Source organism: Paraburkholderia caffeinilytica, from assembly GCF_003368325.1.
GTDB classification, from domain to species: Bacteria; Pseudomonadota; Gammaproteobacteria; order Burkholderiales; family Burkholderiaceae; genus Paraburkholderia; species Paraburkholderia caffeinilytica.
The window spans coordinates 2,874,678-2,894,719 of record NZ_CP031467.1; the positions used below are offsets into that span (position 1 = coordinate 2,874,678).

A 20,042-nucleotide genomic window follows, 5' to 3' on the forward strand; every position below is an offset into this window, starting at 1 on the left:
GGGCGTTTGACGACGGCTGCCGCGTGGGTGCTTGGGCTCTGTGGCTTGTTCGTCGTTGTCAGTTGTGTTGTCGGCGTGGTGGGAAGCTATTCGCCCGTGCCGTACTGGGACCAGTGGGATGGTGCCCTGGCGGGGTACATGCGCTTCGCAGACCACCAATGGTTCGTACTGTGGGAGCAACACAACGAACATAGGTTGCTGTTGCCACGGCTGATTTTCTGGACGGACATTCGATGGTTCGGCGGGCGTAATGTCATCAACCTCGTGGCGAATCTTGTCCTGCTTGGGGCTCTGGCAGTAACCGTGAGCCGCATCGCATCGCGCGGTAGGCGCGTGACCTGGACCGAAGGGGTTGCACTTGCTGGCGTCATCGCAACGATGGCCTTCTCCTGGATGCAGGATGAGAACCTGACCTGGGGGTTTGAGAATCAGTGGTTTGGCGCCTATCTGTTTGCGATGCTGGCATTTGACGCATTGGCGCGTAGCCGTGACACGTCCGGACTAAGCCGTCAGTTTTTGCTGGCCTTGCTATATGGCGCGTTTGCCGCGTACTGGATGGCGAGTGGCCTGTTGGTGCTGCCGGTGCTGCTCGCTCTTTCACTTTACATCGGTCTGTCGAAGCAGCGCGTCGCGTTGATAGGACTCGCAACCGCTGTGGTGTGGGCTGCTTACTTCAGGCACTACGCGTCGCCGCCGGCGCACGGAAGCGTGCTGAGTTCTGTACACCATCATCCGATCGAGATGGTCGAGTACGTGCTGCTTTACCTTGGTGGTCCAGTTTGGGCCGCGACTGCGCAGCTCTCGCTGACATATCTGGCTGGCGCCATTGTCGTGGTCGCGACACTGGTTGGTTTGTGGCTCGGGCGTAACCGCGAGACTCACGCGCTCGCATTGCTCGCTTTCGCCGTTTTTGTATGCGGCAGCGCATTCATTACCGCCGGGGGGCGCTTGCCCTTTGGCCTCGAATCCGCGTTTGCGCATCGTTACACCACGTCGTCGCTATTCGCGTGGTTGTCGCTTCTGCTTTACTTCTGGGTCAACGCTCGGCGGCCGCTGGCTCGGGCGGTGAATGCCGGGCTGTTTGCTTTGGCGCTGGTGGCGGTTCTGTCGTGTCAGGCCGCGGCTTTCAGCCCGGACCAAGATCGGTTGTTTGCCCTGAAATCGGCCGGACTTGCCTTACGCGAGGACGTATACGACAGCGAATGGACATATGCTGTGTATCCCGGAGTCAAGCCACTTCAGGCGATTGCGCAAGCCGCGCAGGCTCGGGGCTTGTCGATCTTTGAGCCATGCACGCGGGACTACCCGTGTGCGCCGGAGCAACCAACGGCGAATCGCTCGTGCGATGGCGCGATCGATACGATCAAGCCGACCGGCACGCCGGGGCGGTATATGGCCACCGGCTGGATTTTCGATCGGGATGCGAAGGTGCAACCGACTGACGTTGTTGTCGTCAATGCGCAAAACGAGTTGCGCGGATATGGGATTGTCGGCAGCCGCCGGCCCGATGTCGAGACAGCGCTTAAGCTCAATGTCGACCGTGTTGGCTGGACAAGTTTTTTCCGCGCCGATGGCAAGACTATTCGCGTCCTGGCGAAACACGCGGATACCTACTGTGCGTTGCCGGTAACAGGCAAAGTGCCCGAGCAAGCTGCGCAGTGACGTGGGTGCTACTGTTCCAACCGGACAGCGATGATGAATCTGAACTACACCCCCAATTTAGAAGGGGCGTTTCGCAAAGTTTACAATGTCGCGTTATCTGACGCGAGCATGTGCCGGCCCGTGTGCGGCGCATTACCTGAACTCGAGTAATCTGAACAAATAGATCAATGAACGATACGCGCATCATTCTCCCAGGCGGCGCCGGCCTCGTCGGCCAGAACCTTGTCGCTCGTCTCAAGCAGCGTGGGTATACGAACCTGGTCGTGCTCGACAAACATCGGGCCAATATCGAAGTCCTGCGCAGCGTGCATCCCGACATCACCGTCGAGTACGCAGATCTGGCTGAGCCGGGTGACTGGGCGCGTTATTTTGACGGTGCGGCGGTTGTCGTGATGCTGCAGGCGCAGATTGGCGGCCCGACGATCGAGCCATTCATTCGCAACAATTTGACGTCCACGACTCACGTGTTGGCGGCGATCAAGCAATTTAAGATTCCATACACGGTGCACATCAGTTCATCTGTCGTGGAATCCGTGGGCGACGATTTCTATACCGACACCAAGAAGCAGCAGGAAGAGATGGTGCTGGCTTCAGGCATTGAATGCGTGGTGCTGCGCCCGACACTCATGTTCGGCTGGTTTGACCGCAAACATCTTGGCTGGCTTTCGCGTTTCATGCAGCGCGTGCCGGTTTTCCCAATTCCCGGGAGCGGGCGTTACATGCGTCAGCCGCTCTATGCAGGCGATTTTTGCAACGTGATCATCAGTTGCATCGAATCGCGCATCAGCGGCAAGGTGTTCAACATCACGGGGTTGGAGCGCGTCGATTACATCGACATTATTCGGCAAATCAAGGCGGCTACGAACGCGGGTTGTGCGATTGTGCGCATCCCGTACGGACTGTTCTATGTGCTGTTGAAGATTTACGCGCTGTTCGACAAGAACCCGCCTTTCACGGCGGACCAGTTGAAAGCGCTGACCGCCGGCGACGAGTTCGAGGTGATCGACTGGGAGGGCATATTCCAGATCAAGGCCACGCCCTTCGCCAAGGCGATGCACGAGACCTTCAACGATCCTGTGTACAGCCAGATCGCGCTTGAATTTTGATGCAGGAAATAGTGATGACAGACGAAAAGATCGCGGTTTTGGGCGCGGGCCCCATGGGCCTCGGGGTCGCTTACCAGTTGGTTAAAGACGGGCGCAAGCCCGTTATATTCGAAGCAGACGACCGCGTGGGCGGTATGGCCGCATGCTTCGATTTCGGTGGATTGTCGATCGAGCGCTATTACCACTTTCACGCGATCTCCGATCACGCGTTCTTTGAAGTGCTGCGTGAACTTGGTATCGAAGACCAGATGAAATGGGTTGAGACCAAGATGGGTTACTACTACCAGGGACATGTGCAGGCGTGGGGAAACCCGATCGCGCTGCTCAAGTTCAAAGGGCTGAGCCTGACGGCGAAGATTCGCTACGGCCTTCACGCGTTCCTGTCCACCAAGCGCGACGATTGGCGTCCGCTCGACCACGTTGAAGCGTCCGGCTGGATTCGGCGCTGGATTGGCGAAGAGGCGTGGGAAGTGTTGTGGCGCCGGCTGTTCGACTATAAGTTCTACGACTATGCGTACAACTTGTCGGCAGCGTGGATCTGGAGTCGCATTCGCCGCATCGGCCGGTCGCGCTACGACTTGTTCCGCGAGAAGCTTGGTTATCTGGAGGGCGGCTCGGATACGCTGCTCGAAGGCATGCGGCGCTATATCGAAGCAAACGGCGGAGAGTTCCGTTTGGGTTCGCCCGCACAGAAAGTTGTGATCGAAGATGGCGCTGTCGAAGGCGTGCAGGTCAACGGTGAAGTGCTGCCCTTCGACAAGGTGATCAGCACGATTCCATTGCCGTATGTTCCGCGCGTCATTCCGGATTTGCCCGCTGACATATCGGCCGCGTTCAAGAGCATGAAGAACGTGGCGGTGGTCTGTGTGATCGCCAAGCTGAAGAAGGCTGTGACACAGAACTTCTGGCTGAACGTGAACGATCCGGACATGGATATTCCCGGCATCGTCGAGTACACGAACCTCCGCCCGCTCGGAGAGCATATTGTGTACGTCCCCTTTTACATGCCGGGCGAACACGCGAAATATCAGGAAGCGGACAGTGTTTTCATCGACAAGGTGAAGCGCTATCTGATGAAAATCAATCCGGCTTTGACCAGCGACGATTTCATCGATGTACGCGCGAGCCGTTACCGTTACGCACAGCCGATTTGCGAGCCGGGGTTCCTTGACCGGCTGCCGCCGATTCAACTGCCGGTGAAGGGGCTTCTGGTAGCCGATACGTCCTACTACTATCCGGAAGACCGGGGCATTTCCGAAAGTATCGGTTTGGCGCGAAAGATGGCGAGGATGCTGTGACGATGCCCGCAGGGACCGTGAAGGGGCGACTGGTGTCGCCCCGTTTCCTCAAGTTTCTTCTGGCTGGCGGGGTTGCGGCCGGAGTGAATTTCGGCAGCCGGATCATCTTCAATAACTGGATGCCGTTTACGGCGGCGATCGTGCTTGCGTATATCGCCGGCATGATCACCGCCTTCATCCTGACGAAGCTATTCGTCTTTACCGAGAGTGTTCACTCCACGTCGCGATCTGCGATGTTCTTTACGTTGGTGAATCTCGTCGCCGTGTTGCAGACGTGGGTGGTGAGCGTGGTGCTGGCTTTTCATCTCCTGCCCTGGCTCGGCGTTGTGTGGCACAAGAAAGAGATCGCTCACCTCGTGGGTGTGATCGTGCCGGTATTTACCAGCTACGTTGGTCACAAAAAGCTATCGTTTCGATCACACTAGGGCTGTGTTCGCCAGGTTCATTGCCCTATTCGGCGCAGCGTTGAGACCAATGACCGTAGCGGTCCGGTTATTTTCCAAGAAGTGGAATTTCTGAGTTCTTGGATCGCCTGGTGTGCCGCCTCCAATTTTCTCGAAAGGGCAAGATTGCGCGACCGTTCGAAGTCGAGTAGACCTGCGAGCGCTTCGTCGCTCGGAACGGAATTCCGCGGCACGGAAGTCTTCGCGGCACTCTTCATGGCCGTCCAACTGTCGACGATTTGCTGTTGGTCGTCCGAAGCTTTTAGCGTGACGAAGAATTCGATTTCATAGCGCTCTGTGTCGAAGAAATTGGCACAGGCGAAGTGGACCAGTCCGGTGAGTGTCAGACTCTCAAACAGACTCGCGAATGAGCGGGGTGTGAACGTCCAGCAATGCACGTCATGGTATGTGCCGTTCTGGAACGCATCGCGTGCAGGTGAAATTGCGTCTGCAAATGAATGGCAGCGCTCAACCGATTCGGCATTCAACTCGGTGTCCCAAGCGCGTCTGGCGTCGACATGGGAGACGTTCAACAGATGGTCGAGGATGCATATGGGTTGCGGTACACGCGCATGCGCAATGTAAGCGCTCAGAACATCGCATAGTTCCGTTTCGCGGCGGATGAGATCAAAGGTAAAACGCTTGTCAGGGACGGCGAGCCTCAGTTCTCCCTGCCGCTTTAGAATGGAATGCAGTTCCTCAAGCCATGTGATCAGGTCGGGGACGTGTTCGATTACGTGGGACGCAATGACATAGTCCACTGTCCTGCTCTTGAGGCACTCGCGCAATGTTCGGGTACCCCAAACAGCATCGATATCAACAATCTCGGCGATATCGACTGCGGGGTCGTTCCGATATTTGTTTCTTAGAGATTCGGAATCGGCATGGTCAATGTAGATGACATTACCTTCCGATTTTGTCACGACAGGACGAAATAGAGGTCCGATCTCCATACCGGTCAGTTGCTTCAGATTCAGCCCGTCGAGTAATTTCTGCTTGCGATTCATCAACTATTTCCTCGCAAAGTGAGCACTGAAACGATACCGTTCACCTGTCTTGGCTAAAGATGATCTTTGCGTGCCGAAGTCCCTGCCGGATCCGCACCCAAATTGAATGCACTCGGGATTGCCTCGTGAACGGTTGAGGAAAAGATCAAGACCTAAGCGTGAGGTTGATCTGGGTAGGCCCTTGGGCGTAGAGATAGGGCGGCGTGCTGCGGCGTGGCTCATTCACGGTTCGACTTTCGACCGCTAATTTGTCTATGATAGTGCCGGCAGCTACGGGAAGCGATCTGTTTTACTCGTCTTCCTGGGAGGCACCCTCAACCGATCGTCAGGAAGAGCGGCGATAGCGCGATGTCAGGCGAGGCAGACATCACCGGATTGCTTCCATTTTAGGGAGTTTTGCAGAAGTGGCAAAGCCGACAGATGTGAGTTGAGACAGGCTCTCCTGCGGCGTTGGCGAATCCGATCCGGCCCGCGTCTGGCAAAGCGTCTTTGATCGCCTAGGAAATGTCCGACGCTCGCTGGAAGACCTTCTTTGATGCTCAAAGCGAGAGCGTCAGAGCGTGCCTTCCAGCGTTGTCTGTTTGAAGCACTTGTTACTTCGTGGAGGAAAAGAGTTTTTGTGCGTCTGCTTGCGGCTGCATGCGAAGGGTCTCCAGCGTCACATGAATATTCTTTTTCCAAAGGAGATTGCTCGGCGAGACAAGGCGAATCTCTTTGACGCTTGCAGTATCGTGCCCAGCTGCCATCGCGACAAAATCATCGTTGGATGCCACTAGGGGAGACAGCACGAAACCGGTTTCCCCCATCTCTGGGATATATCGGTAACGAACGGTTTTGCCAGTCGTCAAAGCAAGTTCGATATATACCTGAGGCAATTTATAAGCCATCAGAACGGCTTGCCCTAGCAACGTGGGGCGCATGTGTATGCGCGCGATCACTATTCCGTCGTGAGCGGGAATGACGACCGGTTCGTTAGTTTTGGCATCCGTGTCGACGAGAGGCGTCGTGCTGGTTGCCCTTGGAGGCAACGTCTTTTTCATCTGAATGAATTTTCCCTGCTGCCCAACGATCGAGTAATTCGTCAGCAAGGCTCCCCAACTCAGCGCATCTTCCAGCGCACGGAGTCGGTCGTCGATCGCTCCGACGGAGAAGAGGACATTCTGCGGAGCAGACTTGCCTGTCAGATGGTCCGCGTTCGCCTGGTCAAGTTGCGGTCGATAGACTGAATAGCTTTGCAGAATGGGACGCCCCAACCATGGAATGTCATTTGCGAAAAGCATGGACAGATCTGTTGGATACACGTCCGTCGTACCTTCGATGCCGCTTACCGGTTCGGTTTGCCGGACCTTCATGAGACCATTTGTGAACTCATTGCCGAAATAGGCTGGATCAGTGAGGCGGCGTGCCAATCCATCTGACGTCATCGCGTATGACCAGAGGGGGCGATCAGCTATGTATTTGAGCGACCCCTGAGCCATTGACAATTCAAGCGATATCCAGATCGCGATGGATGCACACCCCAAGACCACTGCCTCGCGTTTGCGCAGCATTGTGGCGAGGGATAGAGCTACAAACAGGAGCGAGGTTGAGGACATGCGCTGATGACCGTCCTGGCGCACGAAACCGGCCTTGAATACAACAAAGAGATAGAAAGCAAGGCCAAGCACCGGTAACAGGCGCCGGTATCCTCGCTCCGAATTTACGAAAAACATCCATAGTGCTACCACGGCGGGTAGCATCCACAAGCCTACTTCGAGGAAAGGTCCATGAACTGACATTGCCTCGGAATATCCCGAGATGATCGGTCGCTGGGCTGTGAAGAAATTGGGTAGATTGACAAGGGATTGCCCACTCGCGCTCCAGCCAATACATAAGGATACGATCGCGACAATGGCTGACGTTGCGGCTAACGTTATTCGGCGCGCCAGGATAAGCATCAGGATTGCGCATCCGAGTTCGCCAAATGCCAGTCCAGCAAAACTTCCTTTGATAAGCGGCAGTGTGGATACCCCGCATACCGACACCAGAAAAAGGGTTGCGCGTGCCGGCGTGAGCTTCAGAAAGTTCGGGTGATCTTCCGCGCAACTGAGTCGTGCTGTAGCGAGCAGAACGACCAACGGTACGGCAAAGAAAATTGTGTCGCGAAGAATCGATTCCGAAATCGCCAGTGGTAGGAGAAGAAGTAGCGCGGGACGTCGATCAAAAGCGAGCAGTGCGAATCCGGCACATAAACCCGCTGCGATGATCGCGCTACCGATTAGCATGATTGTGTCGGTCGCCGGATGATAAAGCGTTGTGTAGACGGAAGCCCATGGACCGAAGGTGAAAATCACATCCTTGCCAAACACCATGTGCTCGGCAACAGCGACATTCATTGCGAACGCCCAGGACATGTCCAGACTGGGAACTTGGGCAAACCACGGCTGGAATGGCACGATTATGAGGCCGGAGACCAGAAGGGCTGCCACAGCCGACAATCGAACCAGCCAATCCTGCCATGCATAGCGGGCGCCACTAGTTTGCGTTGCGCTCATGATTTCCTGACGAATTTAATGTTTTTCTTGACCGCGTTCATCGGAAGCAGGCCAGCACCGATAGGCATAAGAAGTGGGAAGATGCTCATGTCGAACATGGCGTTCCAGTCAATGTCCGTGACTGACTTCGCCAGTGGTTGGGTAAAGATGGCCGAATGGTAGCAGAATCGGTAAACGCCGTTTTTAGCGTGTAGTGGCAAAGGCGTCGCGAAAGATGTGAACGGATGCGGTATCAAATTTCGCGCAACACTATGTCAAATCGCGTGCAACCCCACCCTTAGCGAGATCCTTGTAGAGTCCTGGTTCTTCGTCCCATTGATCCTCATATGGCGTGGGCGAGAAAAACGATACCCGTCATACATGGACGTGGCGGCAATCGGGGTGGCAAGCAGCGAGGCCCAAACAGAGAGGGTGCGCGACAGCGTATTCTTCAGCAATGGGCGCGCGAGAATGCCACCCGAACCGCCCGCGTTAGTCAGTGCTATCGCGACGGCGGTTATCCTCAGCACTTCGAGTGCTCCAACTTACGTTCCCCCTCCATCGTCGCCGCTGCGAGTACAGCGAGAACGATCCTCCATTGGCAACCCCTTCGGCTTTACCGGCAAGCATTGGAACGAACTGCCCCAGAGCGAATGATCGGGAGCGCCGACCTCGATGAAAACGGCCGACGGCCCAGTGTTGTCCTGTGCCCGCGCGAGCACGATTTCAATGCATGCCATGTACAATTACCAATCCTTACACGGTCGAAACGGTAAGCGCAACGCACACCTTCGGCCAAGCGGAGAGGGAGACAGGACCAATGCGCGAAGCGCCGATTCACCCAAACGATGACATGTTCCACGGTTCGCACGAGCACTACGCTTCGGTCGGCACGCAAATGGCCAACTTCGTTGCGCAGGCGGCCGAACTGGCTGGCACCGAATCGCCGACGATTCTCGAACTCCCATGCGGATATGGCCGCGTAACGCGTCAACTGGTGGAGCGATTTGACCCTTCGCGCATTCATGTGGCGGATATCATGGCCCCGTCCGTCGATTTCTGCGTGAAGACATTCGGGACCATCGGGTACCACGTCACCGAACCTGTGTACGAGTTTAAAAACATCCCTGCAGACGCATTCGATGTTGCTGCGCTAGGCTCGCTCGTTACGCATTTGTCCAGTCACAACGCTCGCTCGGTCATCAAACATTTCTTTTCGAAGATCAGGTCGGGTGGCGTCGGCGTCGTGACTACGCACGGCGAGAAATCTCGCGAGCATCTGGGCATCGGGGATTGCTATCAAGTGGGCGAGGCGGCACGTCAACATCTGTTGAACAGCTACGACGCAAATCAGTTTGGCTTCGTGAACTATCGAGCCGATCACTCACTCGAGGCAAAGACCGTGGATTACATTGGCGATAGCTACGGTATCTCGCTGATTCCCGGTGACTGGGTGAAAGACGTCTGCGCCGAAAACGGCCTGACTATCGTCGAACACCGCCCCGGTGGCTGGGACGGTCACCAGGACGTTTTTCTAATCAGGAAATAATTTAATCTACGCCGCTTTGCATCGTTGGCACCCGATGCTAACCCCGGGTAACGACATTCATCGTATGTGGATGCGGTCGCAAAGCATAGTAGTCGAAGAAATGCTGTTGCCACAGCGCGCAGACCGTATCCATCTGTTCGATGAGATCTGATCCGAAAGCATGGTCGGAGTCTGCCGCATCGATTTTGGCTTGCATGCGATCGAACAGCAGTCGCTCAAAGTCGTTGTTGCAATAGCCCTTTATTTGCTCGTGCGTGAGCGGATAGGGCACGGCGTTCAAGCCTGCATGAGTCGATACGAAAGTGCTGAATAGACGCTCGACAATGAACGGCAGAAAAGGCGCGGGATCTGTATGGCTGGTCTCCGCCATGACGTTTCGTGCCACGGCGTGAGCCGGTTCAGACTCCAGAAATTCGGCGATCGGAACCAGAACGCCGCCTACGTAGCGCTCCCAGAATAGCTGGGACCCCACCCAGAAATTGCTATAGGCGAGGTACCGCGAATCGTGCCTCGGCGTATCGCCAAGCGTCCAACCCAACTTGCAGGCGTCGATGAGTTCTTGCGCCGCACGGGTCAGTCCCGGATGAGCGTGTTCGCCTTGCATCCAGACGTTATACGACCAATAGGCAATCTGCGGAAATGGATTGATGAAGCAGACGTCCGCCTTGGCGTGCGCGCGCACGAATTCGAGGAAGCGGGCGCCCGATATCTTTGCCTTCAGGTTGAACTTCGGCGAGAACAATCCCGTGAAGTCGTGGCGTAGATGAACCTTGTTGCGATACATGTCGACAAGGATCCCGAATTCACGCCACTCTGAGCGTGTGTTTTCCGCACGCACGAGGGGAATAAACTCAGGGTCGGCGAGTGCCTGATCCTTCGCGTAAAGCGGTTCGTAGATCGCAACGCTCTTGTTCATACCTGGCCTACGCGCTCCACGCAGTAGCGTTTCAGGTCGCCGCGCCACTTCAGGTAAGTGAATGACGCATTGGGGACGGTGAAGCTGGGGTAATGCGTTTCGATGGGAATGCCCAGCAGGTGCTGTAGAACCACGCTGATGGGTCCGCCGTGTGCAACTGCTGCAGTCAATCCCGGTTCCGATGCATGGGGCAGTACTTCGAGATCTACCCAGTTGCGCACGCGATCGGCCATATCCAGATGCGACTCACCGCCTTCATAGCGATTGGTGATGTCGTGGTTGAACGTCGGATGCGCGGCGTTAAAGTCAGCTTCACGCCACGTGGCATAGATGCCGGGATTGGTCTCGGCAAGCCGGGAGTCGAGCTTCATCGGCGCTGAATCACCGAAGACGATTTGCGCTGTCTCATGCGCACGCCTCCACGGGCTGCAAAAGATGGGGGAGGGTTGATAAGCAAACCGCTCCAGTGTCTTCGCAAGCTGTGTGGACTGTGTTTTACCGAGGTCCGTGAGCGGATCCTGGTTGGTCGAAATGAGCAGTCCTTGCGCATTAGCGGTCGACTGGCCGTGCCTGATCAGTAGAAGGTCCATAGTTCGGATTGAGTCGGCTAGATTGAATTTTCGCTGGTTAAAAGTGCCATTAGCGTCTGCGCGGGTGCCGCAAGTCCAAACCGCTGGTGCACATCGTCGAACGCATTGCGTTTCAGCTTCTGTCGCAACTGGCTATCCTGATACATCTGCTCCATGGCCTCTGCCCACTCGTCAGGCGTATTGTTCACGAGATAGCCCGTCACGCCGTGCGTAACCGCATCTTCGTATACGGGGCTTTTCGAATAGATGCCCGGAATGCCGAGACTGCCATAGTCGATGTATTTGATACATGACTTGCAACTATTGAAGAACAGCGCCTCGGGGTCTTCCCGGCCGCCGAGCGGAACAACCGAGAACAGATAACCCGCATCGCGTATGGCGGACTTATAGGCCGCGTTGTCGAGAAAGCCCTTGGCTGTCAGGCGCGGAATCCGGGACATTTCCGGAAATCCATCGCCCCAAAATTCCAGCGACACTTCCGAATGCCGGTTCATGAAGTCCACAAGAACCTTGAAAAAGTCCTTTCTGAAGTGGACGAGTTTGATGCCGTCGGTGTTCGAAAACATGATCTTTGGCGGTTGGACCTCTCTCCAACCGCTCGGGCTCGCCGGAATGGCGCTGTGATCAAACCCGTTGGAAATGATCGATACGGACGAACGAATGCGCTGCAATTTATTGCGCAGCACGTCGTTGGATACGGTCGCTACGGAAGCATGCCGCAGCAGCCAGGTTATGTTCGCCAGCAGGTCGTCGTTCAGATCAGTGACGCTGTACATCGGCAAGTCGATGATCCAGTCGTCCATGTCGTAGATGGTTCGCAGGCCCAGATCGTTGGCCATGCGCATCAAATCTACCGCGCGGTTGGAGGTATGTTTATTGAACAATACCGCGTCAAAGCGCCTGAGCTGTCCGATGGTGATGTCGCCTTCGACAATCTCTTCCCATTCGATCATGCCGAGATTGGCCATATAACCGAGCAGGGGACCGAAGCGGGCGGCAATCGACCTCGACATCAGTTTGTCGTGCGATAGCGAAATGCGCTGCACTACCAGTAATCGTGGGATTCTTGGCATATCAAATACTTTCTCTTGCTAGCATCTCGGCAAGCTGTGGCCCAATGGTTGAAGCTGAATGCCGGTCCAGCACACGCTCGTACGTCTGCAAGATTTTCGATTCACGATCCGCGTCGGTCATGGCGGCTTCGATCGCGTTGGCCAATCCTTGTACCGAATCGGTGGGCGCATACCAGACACCGTCTGCGAAATGCTCGCGTTGCCAGGGGCCATCTCCAATAACAAGCGGTTTGCGCATGATGGCGCCCTCCAGGCTCGAACGTCCCGGCGGATCGATGCTGGCCTCAACGATGACGGCACAGTTGGAAATGATCGAACGCAGGAGCGCACTGCATGGCTGCACGAAGGGCAGGAAGGTGATGCCGGGGTGCGCTTCCTCCACACATTGCCGGTAATACGCATCGTCTCTCGCGCCCCCGACGAATACGCCTTCAAGCTTGAGCTCGTTCAACGCCCGGATCAATTGCAGCTGGTTCTTGATCGGTTCAATCAGGCCGAGGCATAACGCGAAGTTAGTCGCATTGCAAATCGTTGACAGCAAGTCGTTGTCGGCCGGAGCGAGAAAGCGATCGGACACACAGGTGGGAATCACCTGGAGCTTGTCGTCCGGGACGGGGACATACTGCGTAAAGTTGGCGAGTTCCGCTTGTGATTTGAATAACAGCTTGTGCGCGCCACGCGTGATTTCGACAATTCTCTCGACCTCGTTAGCGGGCGGTGCGTCGGTCCACCAGACATTCGGCCAAAGAAAGATCGGTTTGTTCTTGAGTTTGGCCTCTCGAAGAATCGCTTCTCCGTCGGCGTGCACCGAGAAATGGATGACGCCGTCGTAAAAGCTCAATGGACGGCTGCCGATTCCGTAAATGTCCGTATGAACACCGGAATCCCTCATGATTTCGGCGACCTGTACGAGTTCGGACTCGCCTCCGCCGCTCACCGTGAATGCTGTGCTGTACGTGGTGAGCAGGAATTTCAAACCCGTCATGTCGTTCTCCCGGTCGCAAGCTGTGTGAACAGATTGCGCCACACTTCATCGCTGGTCTTTAGAAGGATGTCCTTGGCGCGATTCGAATAAGTTTCGCGCGACCGCCCGGCCTTGTCCCCGGTGCCATCGATCAATTGCGCGAGCAACGTTGCCCATGCGTCGGCGGGCGCGTCAGCCGGCAATATGCTTTCGGCGAGACATAACTCCTCGGCTGCGGTGCCCGCGCGCACAAGCACGGGCTTCCCATAGTGCATCGCTTCCAGTACCGGCACGCAAAAACCCTCGTGGCGACTGGTCACTAACAAAGCGGCCGATCGTTCGAAGCAGTCAAGCAGGTCGCTGTCATCCAGCGTGCCCTTGAAATCGACATGGTCGAGTACGCCGAGTCCGCGAGCATAGTTAATCAGGTATTTCGAGTAGTCGTAGTTCGGCATGCTGCCTACAACCGACAACGTCGAATGCACACCCAGGTTGCGCAACTTGTGCAGAATCTCGATGCCGTCTTCGATCCGCTTGTGTGGAACGACGCGCCCCACCATCAGCAGTTCGGCGTTCGCGTGCGGTACGCTGTGCGAGGCCGGATTGCGGCTGAATACGGGCATGTCGGAGAAGACGGGCGGGACGGCTTCAATCGATGCATGCCCGGCCGCGCTTTCAAGCGCCTGCGCGGAAAAACGCGAATTCGCAACGAGTAAATCGAAGGCCCCAAGGGCGGGCAACTGGGCGAGTGCGTCCTGACATAATTGAGCGGTACGCGGCTCGAAAGCACGCAGCAGTTCCGGATCCGTTACGCCATGGAAATAGCCGATCTTCTTGCACTTCAACTGCGTTATCTGATCCAGGCGCGGGTCGAAAATCGAATAGCTGAGGAAAAGGATATCGTCGGGCTGAACGGCGGAATATAGCTCGCTGAGCGCGTGCACTTTCTCGTTAGCGGCATCATGGTTCTGTGCGTACAGTTCCGCTGCGAAGCCAAGCCGCCTCGCAGCTCGCGCCACGCCGAGGCAATGGTTGCCTACAGCGTCGCCGCTGAAGATGTCAGGCGCGCATATCAGCACTCTCATTGAGACACCGCTCCCGCTTTGATTTGCGCCAGTCTGTCTGCGTATGCGCGAGCGACCGCCTCGATCGAGTAGTCGCGCAGAATGCGTGCCTGGCCGGCCTTGGCAACGCGTTTCCGGCGATCCTTGTCTTCAAAGACCGTGCGGATCTGTTCCGCCGCGGTCGAGACGTCGGGATCGCACCAGTACTGGCCTTCATGAAACAGATAGTCGCCGGCACGCAAGGGGACGAGTTCTCCGTCGACGAGAAAGGACGTCTCCTCGTCGCAGAAATCCACATTTCCCGAGAAGTTGGTTACCACGACAGGCTGTCCCAGCAGCATGGCTTCAGCAATCACGCGCCCGAACCCTTCGCTACGATGGAGCGAGATATAAGCGTCGCAGGCGGCCATGAGATCGATCGTATCCTGACGGCTCAGTCGCTCCGAGACGATACGGATTCGAGGGTCCTGTGCCGCGAGTTCGCACACCGCGCGCCATGTCGGATCGCTGTCTCGCACATTCATCGCTTTGACGATCAGGCTAACGCCGGAGATCTGGGCGCTAAACGCTTTCTGAAACGCATGGATACCGGCGATGGGATTTTTCCGCGTCAGCCACGAGTTGCCGTCGAACATCAGGTAGAACAGGAACTCGTTCGACGGCAAGCCGAAGCGGCTGCGGTCGGGATGTACCGGCGCAGGGATGCTCACGGCCATCGGAACGTGATGGACAGCCGTTTCCCCTTGTCTCGCGAATGCCGATTGTACGAACCTGCTCTGCGCCCAGATTTCGTCGACGAGCCGATGCAGCTTGCCGAACGCGTTCGGCCACTGCGGCAATTCCCACGGCCATGCGCCGATTTTGTACGTGTCGGCTTCAATGAGCTTGCGTCCGCCCTCGAGCGCAAGTCGCAGCATTTCGGGCGGCGGCAGGCAAAAGACGCTCAACCCGTACTTGAGGTTGACGCTCAGCAGGTCGTCGACGGAGTTGTCGAGTTTCGCCGGGCCCGCCATGGGCGCAGTGATTAGCGCACGTGGGATAGCGGAGAGCCCAAGGGCTTTCGCCGCCATTCTGGCGTCTTCGCCGAGTCCGAGCACGCCCTGCGGAAATCCGACAATGTTGACGCCGAACGGTCGGGTGCGCCATGCGCGCTCGACCGACATAACGTATTGATTGTCGCTGCCATCAGGTTGCGTGCCTGCCGTCGTAACGGAGATCGAACCCAGCGTTGGATATTCGTTTCTGCCGTGGTTTTGCCACCAGGTTACCAGCGCGGTTTTTCCAGCTTGCGTGCTTGTGTCGAAGGCCGCCGTCAGGTCGGCACGGTCCCCTCGGATCGATTCAAGGAATCGCGGCACGGCAGCAGCGCCGACTCCGGGGGCGGGCTCCGATGCCAGCAAGGTCGGCAGGAGGCTGTTTGGCGACCATTGGATAACCGGGTAGGCGAACTGTCCCGCGCTATCCCACCAGGCCAGTGCGCCCAGGCGTCCAGTCAACGTATTCAGATCGAACGCCTGCCGCAAATCGGCCCGTTCGCGACACATCAGATTCAGGAAACGGGGCAGCGGGATTCCCGTGGCATTGTCTGGGTCCTCCAGCGCGAGGAGCCGTTCAGGCACGCCTGACAGTATCCATCTGATGCTCGGGTATTGGTCCTTTCTATGCTCGCGCCACCAGCCCAGAAATGCGATTCGACCGGCGAACGTGTCGAGGTCGTAAGCTTGCCGCAAATCGGCTCGCTCGTTTCTGATGAGGTGCAGCAGACGCGGGCACGGCACTTCGTCGACACTGCCGCCTTCGGGTGTGTCGAGAAGCGCGTGAAACATCTCGGCGGGGGACCAGGCGATCCTCGGGTATTCGACTTGACCGCGCTCTTGCCACCAGCTCACGCAACCCAACCGGCCGGCAACGGTGCTCAGGTCGAAAACCTGTTTCAAATCGACCCGGCTTTCGACGATGGCCGAAAGGAAAGCAGGCAGGTCGAAACCGGTCGGGCCGTCGATCTGGCCTGGATCGAGCAAAGTCGCGGTCAGATTCTTTCCGTCCAGAATGCTCGGTGCCGTGCTCTTCAGCCAATATGCGATGCCTCGCGGGTGTTCCGAGATCAGCGTTGCGTTATCGAGTTGCTCGACATACGCCAAATCCTGCGGTCTGGGTTGCCAATCGAAGTCTGGGTAATCCGTACGCGCAACCGATTCCCACCACAAATACAGGGCGATTCGGTCGGCGAGGGTTTTGCAGGAAAACTCAGCAAGGTCCCCACGAAACTTGAGCAGGAAGTAAACGGCGCTGGGCAACGCGAACCGTTCGCCTTCGGACGGGTGTCGTGCCTGGTCGAGCCACTCGGTTATTTTTGTCATTTGTTTACTGAATCAGATCGGCAACTCGGGGCGGCCACGCGAAGGAGAAGTCCTCGTGTTCCAACGTCAGGTTCGGCGAGTAGCACGGGTCATTCAACAGGAAATCGCCCCAGCGCTTCTGCACGTACGCGACTTCCCGATTGAATCGGGCGATCTTCTCCGGGTTGTCTTCGTATCCGCGAGTCGCCGACTCGTGGTGATACAACTCGGCATAAGGGGTCCACACATTGCGATACCCCTCTTTGCGAACGCGCAAGCAGAAGTCGACGTCGTTGAATGCGACCTGCAACTGTTCGTCGAGTCCGCCGACCTGCTTGAAAATCGATTGCCGCACCACGAGGCAGGCAGCGGTCACGGCGCACATCGAACTGCGCAGCAGTGTTCTCGAAAAGTAGCCCGGCTGAGGCTTGGCGCTATGTTTGTGCGAGTGACCGGCAACGCCTCCGACGCCGATAATGACGCCGGCATGCTGCAGCGTGTCGTTCGGATAGAGCAGCTTCGCGCCGACACAGCCTACGCCCGGTTGCAGCGCGAGCGACACCATTTCGCTCAGCCATTCCGGCGTGATGACTTCGATATCGTTGTTCATCAGACAGACGAAATCGGCCGTACTCGCAAGCCCTACGCGATTGTTCAGTGCCGAGTAGTTGAACGGCGCATCGTCGCGCTTCACGGTCACGACGCCATCTGCCTGCAAGCGGGCAAAGAGTTCGTGCGTTGCGGGCTCGACCGAACCGTTGTCGATGATCGTGATGCGGAAGTTCTGGTAGGTGGTCTTTTCCCGAATCGATGCCACACATTGCTCGACCAGACGAGCCGCGTCGCGCGTCGGAATGATGATTTCGACCGACGGTTGTGCGTCCGGGAGTTCGTAGCACACCTTGTTGTAGGCGCTGGCCCCGGGCGCCGTTTCGACATGGCCCTTTATGCCTTTTCTCTGCAAGTGCTCGTCAATTGCACGCAACGCTGCGATTTGTGCATACGGCTTGGCTTCATGCGTGGCTGCGGTGCTTTGCGGATGTACGCGCCAGTGATAGAGCACGCGCGGAATGTGATGAATCGCGCCTTCGCCGCAGTAGTCGAGGAATCGCAGCGCCAGATCGTAATCTTGAGAGCCGTTGAACTCGTCGCGGAATCCGCCGATTTCCCGCATGACCGAAGCACGGTACACGCCGAAGTGCGTGATCATGTTCTGGCTCATGAACAGGTCGTAGTTGAACGCCGGCTTGAAATACGGTTCGGAACGTACGCCGTCCACCGAAATCTTGTCTTCGTCCGAGTAGATCAACGCGGCGTCGGGGTGTTCATGAAGTGCCTCGGCGACACAATACAGCGCGAGGGGGTGGAGTTCGTCGTCGTGATCCAGAAGGCCGACGAAATCGCCTGAAACCAGTTCGAGCGCGCTGTTGCTCGCGGCACTAATGCGGCCGTTCGTGGTGCGGTAGGTCACCTTGATGCGAGGATCTTTGCGGGCGTACTCCGTCAGCGTTTTTCGAACGCCGGGGTCGGAGGAGTTGTCGTCCGCGATGCAAAGCTCCCAATGGTCGTACACCTGGTTGATGACCGAATCGATTGCTTTGCGAAGCCAGCGTTCCGGCGTGTTGTAGGTCGGCATCAGCACGCTGAACAGCGGCTTGTCTTTCCAGCCCGACGCACGCTTGCGCAGCGCGGTATAAACCGAGCGCTGCGGCTCGTGCGACTTGATCCATTTCGGATAGTCGCGACGGCCGTCGGCCACAGGCGCCGGTGCGTTCGTGGCCGTGCCGGGTTGTGCAGCGAGCATGCGGCGCGGCCGATGAAGAACGAACGGCACCTCGCGTGCCAGAAGCTCGATGTTGAAATTGCTGATGGAGAAGAGCCCCGGCTGCGCGATCGGATCCAGGCGCAACGTGTTCGTCGTGAAGGGCAGAAGCAGATCTTGCTTGACCGTGCCATCCGAACCGACGGTCATGTAGACAGCCGTTGCTTCGGACATGCCATGGCCTGCATCGTAGTAAAGCACGCAAGGCGACGCGGGCAACTTGTCGGTCTGCAACTGAAAGGAGATTCGGACATGTCGGCCCACCATCTTCTTCCAGCCTTTGATCCAGAACTGCGGATCGTTGTTGACCGCTAGCCACGGAAAGGCCGTGCTCGACGTTTTTTCAACGTTCTTCAAAGGACGCAACTGAAATTTCATATTCTCACACCAGGGAGCGGTAAGTCGTTTCTAATTGAGTGAGCACCGTTTGCCAGTTCAGGTGTCGACGGTGAGCCTCGGCGGTGTGCATCGTGCGCGAACCTGGCGGTTTGGCTGCCCGGCGTATCGCGTCCGCAATGCTGTCGACGTTTGAGGGATCCAGATATTCCACTTCGTTGCCGAAGTATTCGCGTGTCGACCCCACCTCGGTCACCGCGGCGGGGCATCCCGCAGCATGAGCCTCAAGCGCCGCGAGCCCAGGTGTCTCCAAGGTGCTCGGCAAAGCGAACACTTCGCATGCCGCGTAAGCGGAGCGCAGCACCGGCGAATCATGCGCCAATGTGCCGGCGTAAATAACCTGGTCGCCGCCTTCCGCGAAGCACGCCTTCGCATATTCCGGATCGCGCTGGTGGCCGATCAGAACGAGCTTGAGTTCGGGGAACGATTTCATCGCCTTGACCAGCGCCAACTGGTTTTTGCGTGGCTCGATGTTGCCCACGTTCAGCACGAAGCGATCGTGAATCTTGAATTCGCTGCGAAACAGTTCGGGCGCGACCGGCTCGTAAAAACTATCCTCGACGCCGTTCAGAACCGTGACGAATTTTTCCCGTGGAAGGCCAAAGATCCGCGCGAGCGTCTCGCATTCGATGTCGGAGTTCGCCACCACCCGGTCCGCTAACGAAAACTGGTGATGGATCTCGCCGATCGGATAGAGATGCTTGGTCTCCTCCGTCACCCATAGACTGGACGAGACCACCAGGGGCAAGCCCAACTGCTTCACGAAGTTGCAGAAATGGACCGAGCCGCCGACGCATGAGAAGAAGTGAACCACGTCATGGTCGAGGAACCGTGGGTTCCATGGATCGAACAGCGTGACGTCCACGCCATGCGCGGGCAGATGCTTACGATATGCAAGCAACTGTATTTCTCCGCCTCCGGGGGTATGGAAGGCCATTGGGTACGTGGCGAACAGCACTTTCATAGATGGGACTCTATCTGCTCAAACTTTTATTCAGATCGACAATTCGTGCCGGCGCACAGGTGCGCATAGGTATGCACGATGCGCTCGCGATCATGCGGCGCGGAACGGCGATCCGTAAGATGCGTGATGACGATCCGGCTGGCACGCCGCGGGACGTACGCGCTGCGGCGCGGCACTCAGCCTGGTGGTAACAGTGGTAACCAAGTGTCGACTCACCGGGGCGCTGGTCGTTGCGCCTCCACGTCGCTCTGGGGCGAAGCTGATTGTGCTGTCGTCGAGCACGTCGGACCGAAACTGCGAATTCCACATGCGCGAATATGTTTGAGATGTTAAGAA

General features: G+C 57.1%; 15 protein-coding genes. 5 read left to right on the top strand and 10 right to left on the bottom strand.

The features are described from left to right. Positions 1-6 precede the first annotated feature (6 nt). From DSC91_RS29155 to DSC91_RS29170, 4 genes are all read left to right on the top strand, one after another. On the top strand, positions 7-1,662 hold the full coding sequence (locus DSC91_RS29155) for a hypothetical protein (RefSeq protein WP_162831477.1): 1,656 nt from the start codon (positions 7-9) through the stop codon (positions 1,660-1,662). A gap of 167 nt (positions 1,663-1,829) precedes the next feature. Further along, the gene (locus tag DSC91_RS29160; protein ID WP_115782031.1) at positions 1,830-2,768 is read left to right on the top strand and encodes an NAD-dependent epimerase/dehydratase family protein; all 939 of its coding nucleotides are present in this window, start codon (positions 1,830-1,832) and stop codon (positions 2,766-2,768) included. Positions 2,769-2,782: 14 nt separating this feature from the next. After that, positions 2,783-4,066: an NAD(P)/FAD-dependent oxidoreductase gene (locus tag DSC91_RS29165; RefSeq protein ID WP_115782032.1), complete on the top strand. Its 1,284-nt coding sequence runs from the start codon at positions 2,783-2,785 to the stop codon at positions 4,064-4,066. 2 nt (positions 4,067-4,068) lie between these two features. Continuing rightward, positions 4,069-4,491, top strand: coding sequence for a GtrA family protein (locus DSC91_RS29170; RefSeq protein ID WP_115783549.1), 423 nt, complete (start codon positions 4,069-4,071; stop codon positions 4,489-4,491). 17 nt (positions 4,492-4,508) lie between these two features. Here the strand turns inward: DSC91_RS29170 and DSC91_RS29175 are convergent, their stop codons facing one another. Together DSC91_RS29175 and DSC91_RS29180 are read right to left on the bottom strand one after the other, a co-directional pair. Continuing rightward, a complete protein-coding gene (locus DSC91_RS29175; protein WP_115782033.1) occupies positions 4,509-5,516 on the bottom strand; it encodes a methyltransferase domain-containing protein in 1,008 nt (335 codons plus the stop codon). Positions 5,517-6,109: 593 nt separating this feature from the next. Then, on the bottom strand, positions 6,110-8,050 hold the full coding sequence (locus DSC91_RS29180; protein ID WP_115782034.1) for a hypothetical protein: 1,941 nt from the start codon (positions 8,048-8,050) through the stop codon (positions 6,110-6,112). A gap of 799 nt (positions 8,051-8,849) precedes the next feature. Here DSC91_RS29180 and DSC91_RS29190 point away from each other — a divergent pair. Continuing rightward, entirely contained in the window at positions 8,850-9,578 is a 729-nt protein-coding gene (locus DSC91_RS29190; RefSeq protein WP_115782036.1) for a class I SAM-dependent methyltransferase, read from the top strand. A 37-nt stretch (positions 9,579-9,615) separates the two neighbouring features. On the opposite strand, the gene DSC91_RS29195 is transcribed toward DSC91_RS29190, so the two are convergent. Genes DSC91_RS29195 through DSC91_RS29230 form a run of 8 tightly spaced genes read right to left on the bottom strand, consistent with a single transcriptional unit; the run spans position 9,616 to position 19,706 of the window. Then, on the bottom strand, positions 9,616-10,494 hold the full coding sequence (locus DSC91_RS29195) for a hypothetical protein (protein WP_115782037.1): 879 nt from the start codon (positions 10,492-10,494) through the stop codon (positions 9,616-9,618). Further along, on the bottom strand, positions 10,491-11,084 hold the full coding sequence (locus tag DSC91_RS29200) for a histidine phosphatase family protein (RefSeq protein WP_115782038.1): 594 nt from the start codon (positions 11,082-11,084) through the stop codon (positions 10,491-10,493). Before DSC91_RS29200 ends, DSC91_RS29195 begins: the two co-directional genes overlap by 4 nt. A gap of 17 nt (positions 11,085-11,101) precedes the next feature. Further along, positions 11,102-12,157: a glycosyltransferase gene (locus DSC91_RS29205; protein ID WP_115782039.1), complete on the bottom strand. Its 1,056-nt coding sequence runs from the start codon at positions 12,155-12,157 to the stop codon at positions 11,102-11,104. Between the two features lies 1 nt (position 12,158). After that, the gene (locus tag DSC91_RS29210) at positions 12,159-13,142 is read right to left on the bottom strand and encodes a glycosyltransferase family 4 protein (RefSeq protein WP_115782040.1); all 984 of its coding nucleotides are present in this window, start codon (positions 13,140-13,142) and stop codon (positions 12,159-12,161) included. Beyond that, positions 13,139-14,206, bottom strand: a complete 1,068-nt coding sequence (locus DSC91_RS29215; RefSeq protein WP_115782041.1) for a glycosyltransferase family 4 protein — start codon at positions 14,204-14,206, stop codon at positions 13,139-13,141. Before DSC91_RS29215 ends, DSC91_RS29210 begins: the two co-directional genes overlap by 4 nt. Beyond that, positions 14,203-16,545 carry a glycosyltransferase family 4 protein gene (locus DSC91_RS29220; RefSeq protein ID WP_115782042.1) on the bottom strand — a complete coding sequence of 781 codons (2,343 nt, stop codon included), beginning with the start codon at positions 16,543-16,545 and terminating at the stop codon, positions 14,203-14,205. Before DSC91_RS29220 ends, DSC91_RS29215 begins: the two co-directional genes overlap by 4 nt. A 4-nt stretch (positions 16,546-16,549) precedes the next feature. Next, complete coding sequence (locus tag DSC91_RS29225) at positions 16,550-18,724, bottom strand: glycosyltransferase family 2 protein (RefSeq protein ID WP_115782043.1); 2,175 nt, start codon at positions 18,722-18,724, stop codon at positions 16,550-16,552. Between the two features lie 4 nt (positions 18,725-18,728). Then, entirely contained in the window at positions 18,729-19,706 is a 978-nt protein-coding gene (locus DSC91_RS29230; protein ID WP_115782044.1) for a glycosyltransferase family 4 protein, read from the bottom strand. Positions 19,707-20,042: the final 336 nt, after the last annotated feature.

Bases quoted from the DNA above. Each gene is read 5' to 3' on its own strand.
- DSC91_RS29160 (WP_115782031.1), top strand. From the start codon at position 1,830: ATGAACGATACGCGCATCATTCTCCCAGGCGGCGCCGGCCTCGTCGGC.
- DSC91_RS29165 (WP_115782032.1), top strand. From the start codon at position 2,783: ATGACAGACGAAAAGATCGCGGTTTTGGGCGCGGGCCCCATGGGCCTC.
- DSC91_RS29170 (WP_115783549.1), top strand. From the start codon at position 4,069: ATGCCCGCAGGGACCGTGAAGGGGCGACTGGTGTCGCCCCGTTTCCTC.
- DSC91_RS29175 (WP_115782033.1), bottom strand. From the start codon at position 5,516: ATGAATCGCAAGCAGAAATTACTCGACGGGCTGAATCTGAAGCAACTG.
- DSC91_RS29180 (WP_115782034.1), bottom strand. From the start codon at position 8,050: ATGAGCGCAACGCAAACTAGTGGCGCCCGCTATGCATGGCAGGATTGG.
- DSC91_RS29190 (WP_115782036.1), top strand. From the start codon at position 8,850: ATGCGCGAAGCGCCGATTCACCCAAACGATGACATGTTCCACGGTTCG.
- DSC91_RS29195 (WP_115782037.1), bottom strand. From the start codon at position 10,494: ATGAACAAGAGCGTTGCGATCTACGAACCGCTTTACGCGAAGGATCAG.
- DSC91_RS29200 (WP_115782038.1), bottom strand. From the start codon at position 11,084: ATGGACCTTCTACTGATCAGGCACGGCCAGTCGACCGCTAATGCGCAA.
- DSC91_RS29205 (WP_115782039.1), bottom strand. From the start codon at position 12,157: ATGCCAAGAATCCCACGATTACTGGTAGTGCAGCGCATTTCGCTATCG.
- DSC91_RS29210 (WP_115782040.1), bottom strand. From the start codon at position 13,142: ATGACGGGTTTGAAATTCCTGCTCACCACGTACAGCACAGCATTCACG.
- DSC91_RS29215 (WP_115782041.1), bottom strand. From the start codon at position 14,206: ATGAGAGTGCTGATATGCGCGCCTGACATCTTCAGCGGCGACGCTGTA.
- DSC91_RS29220 (WP_115782042.1), bottom strand. From the start codon at position 16,545: ATGACAAAAATAACCGAGTGGCTCGACCAGGCACGACACCCGTCCGAA.
- DSC91_RS29225 (WP_115782043.1), bottom strand. From the start codon at position 18,724: ATGAAATTTCAGTTGCGTCCTTTGAAGAACGTTGAAAAAACGTCGAGC.
- DSC91_RS29230 (WP_115782044.1), bottom strand. From the start codon at position 19,706: ATGAAAGTGCTGTTCGCCACGTACCCAATGGCCTTCCATACCCCCGGA.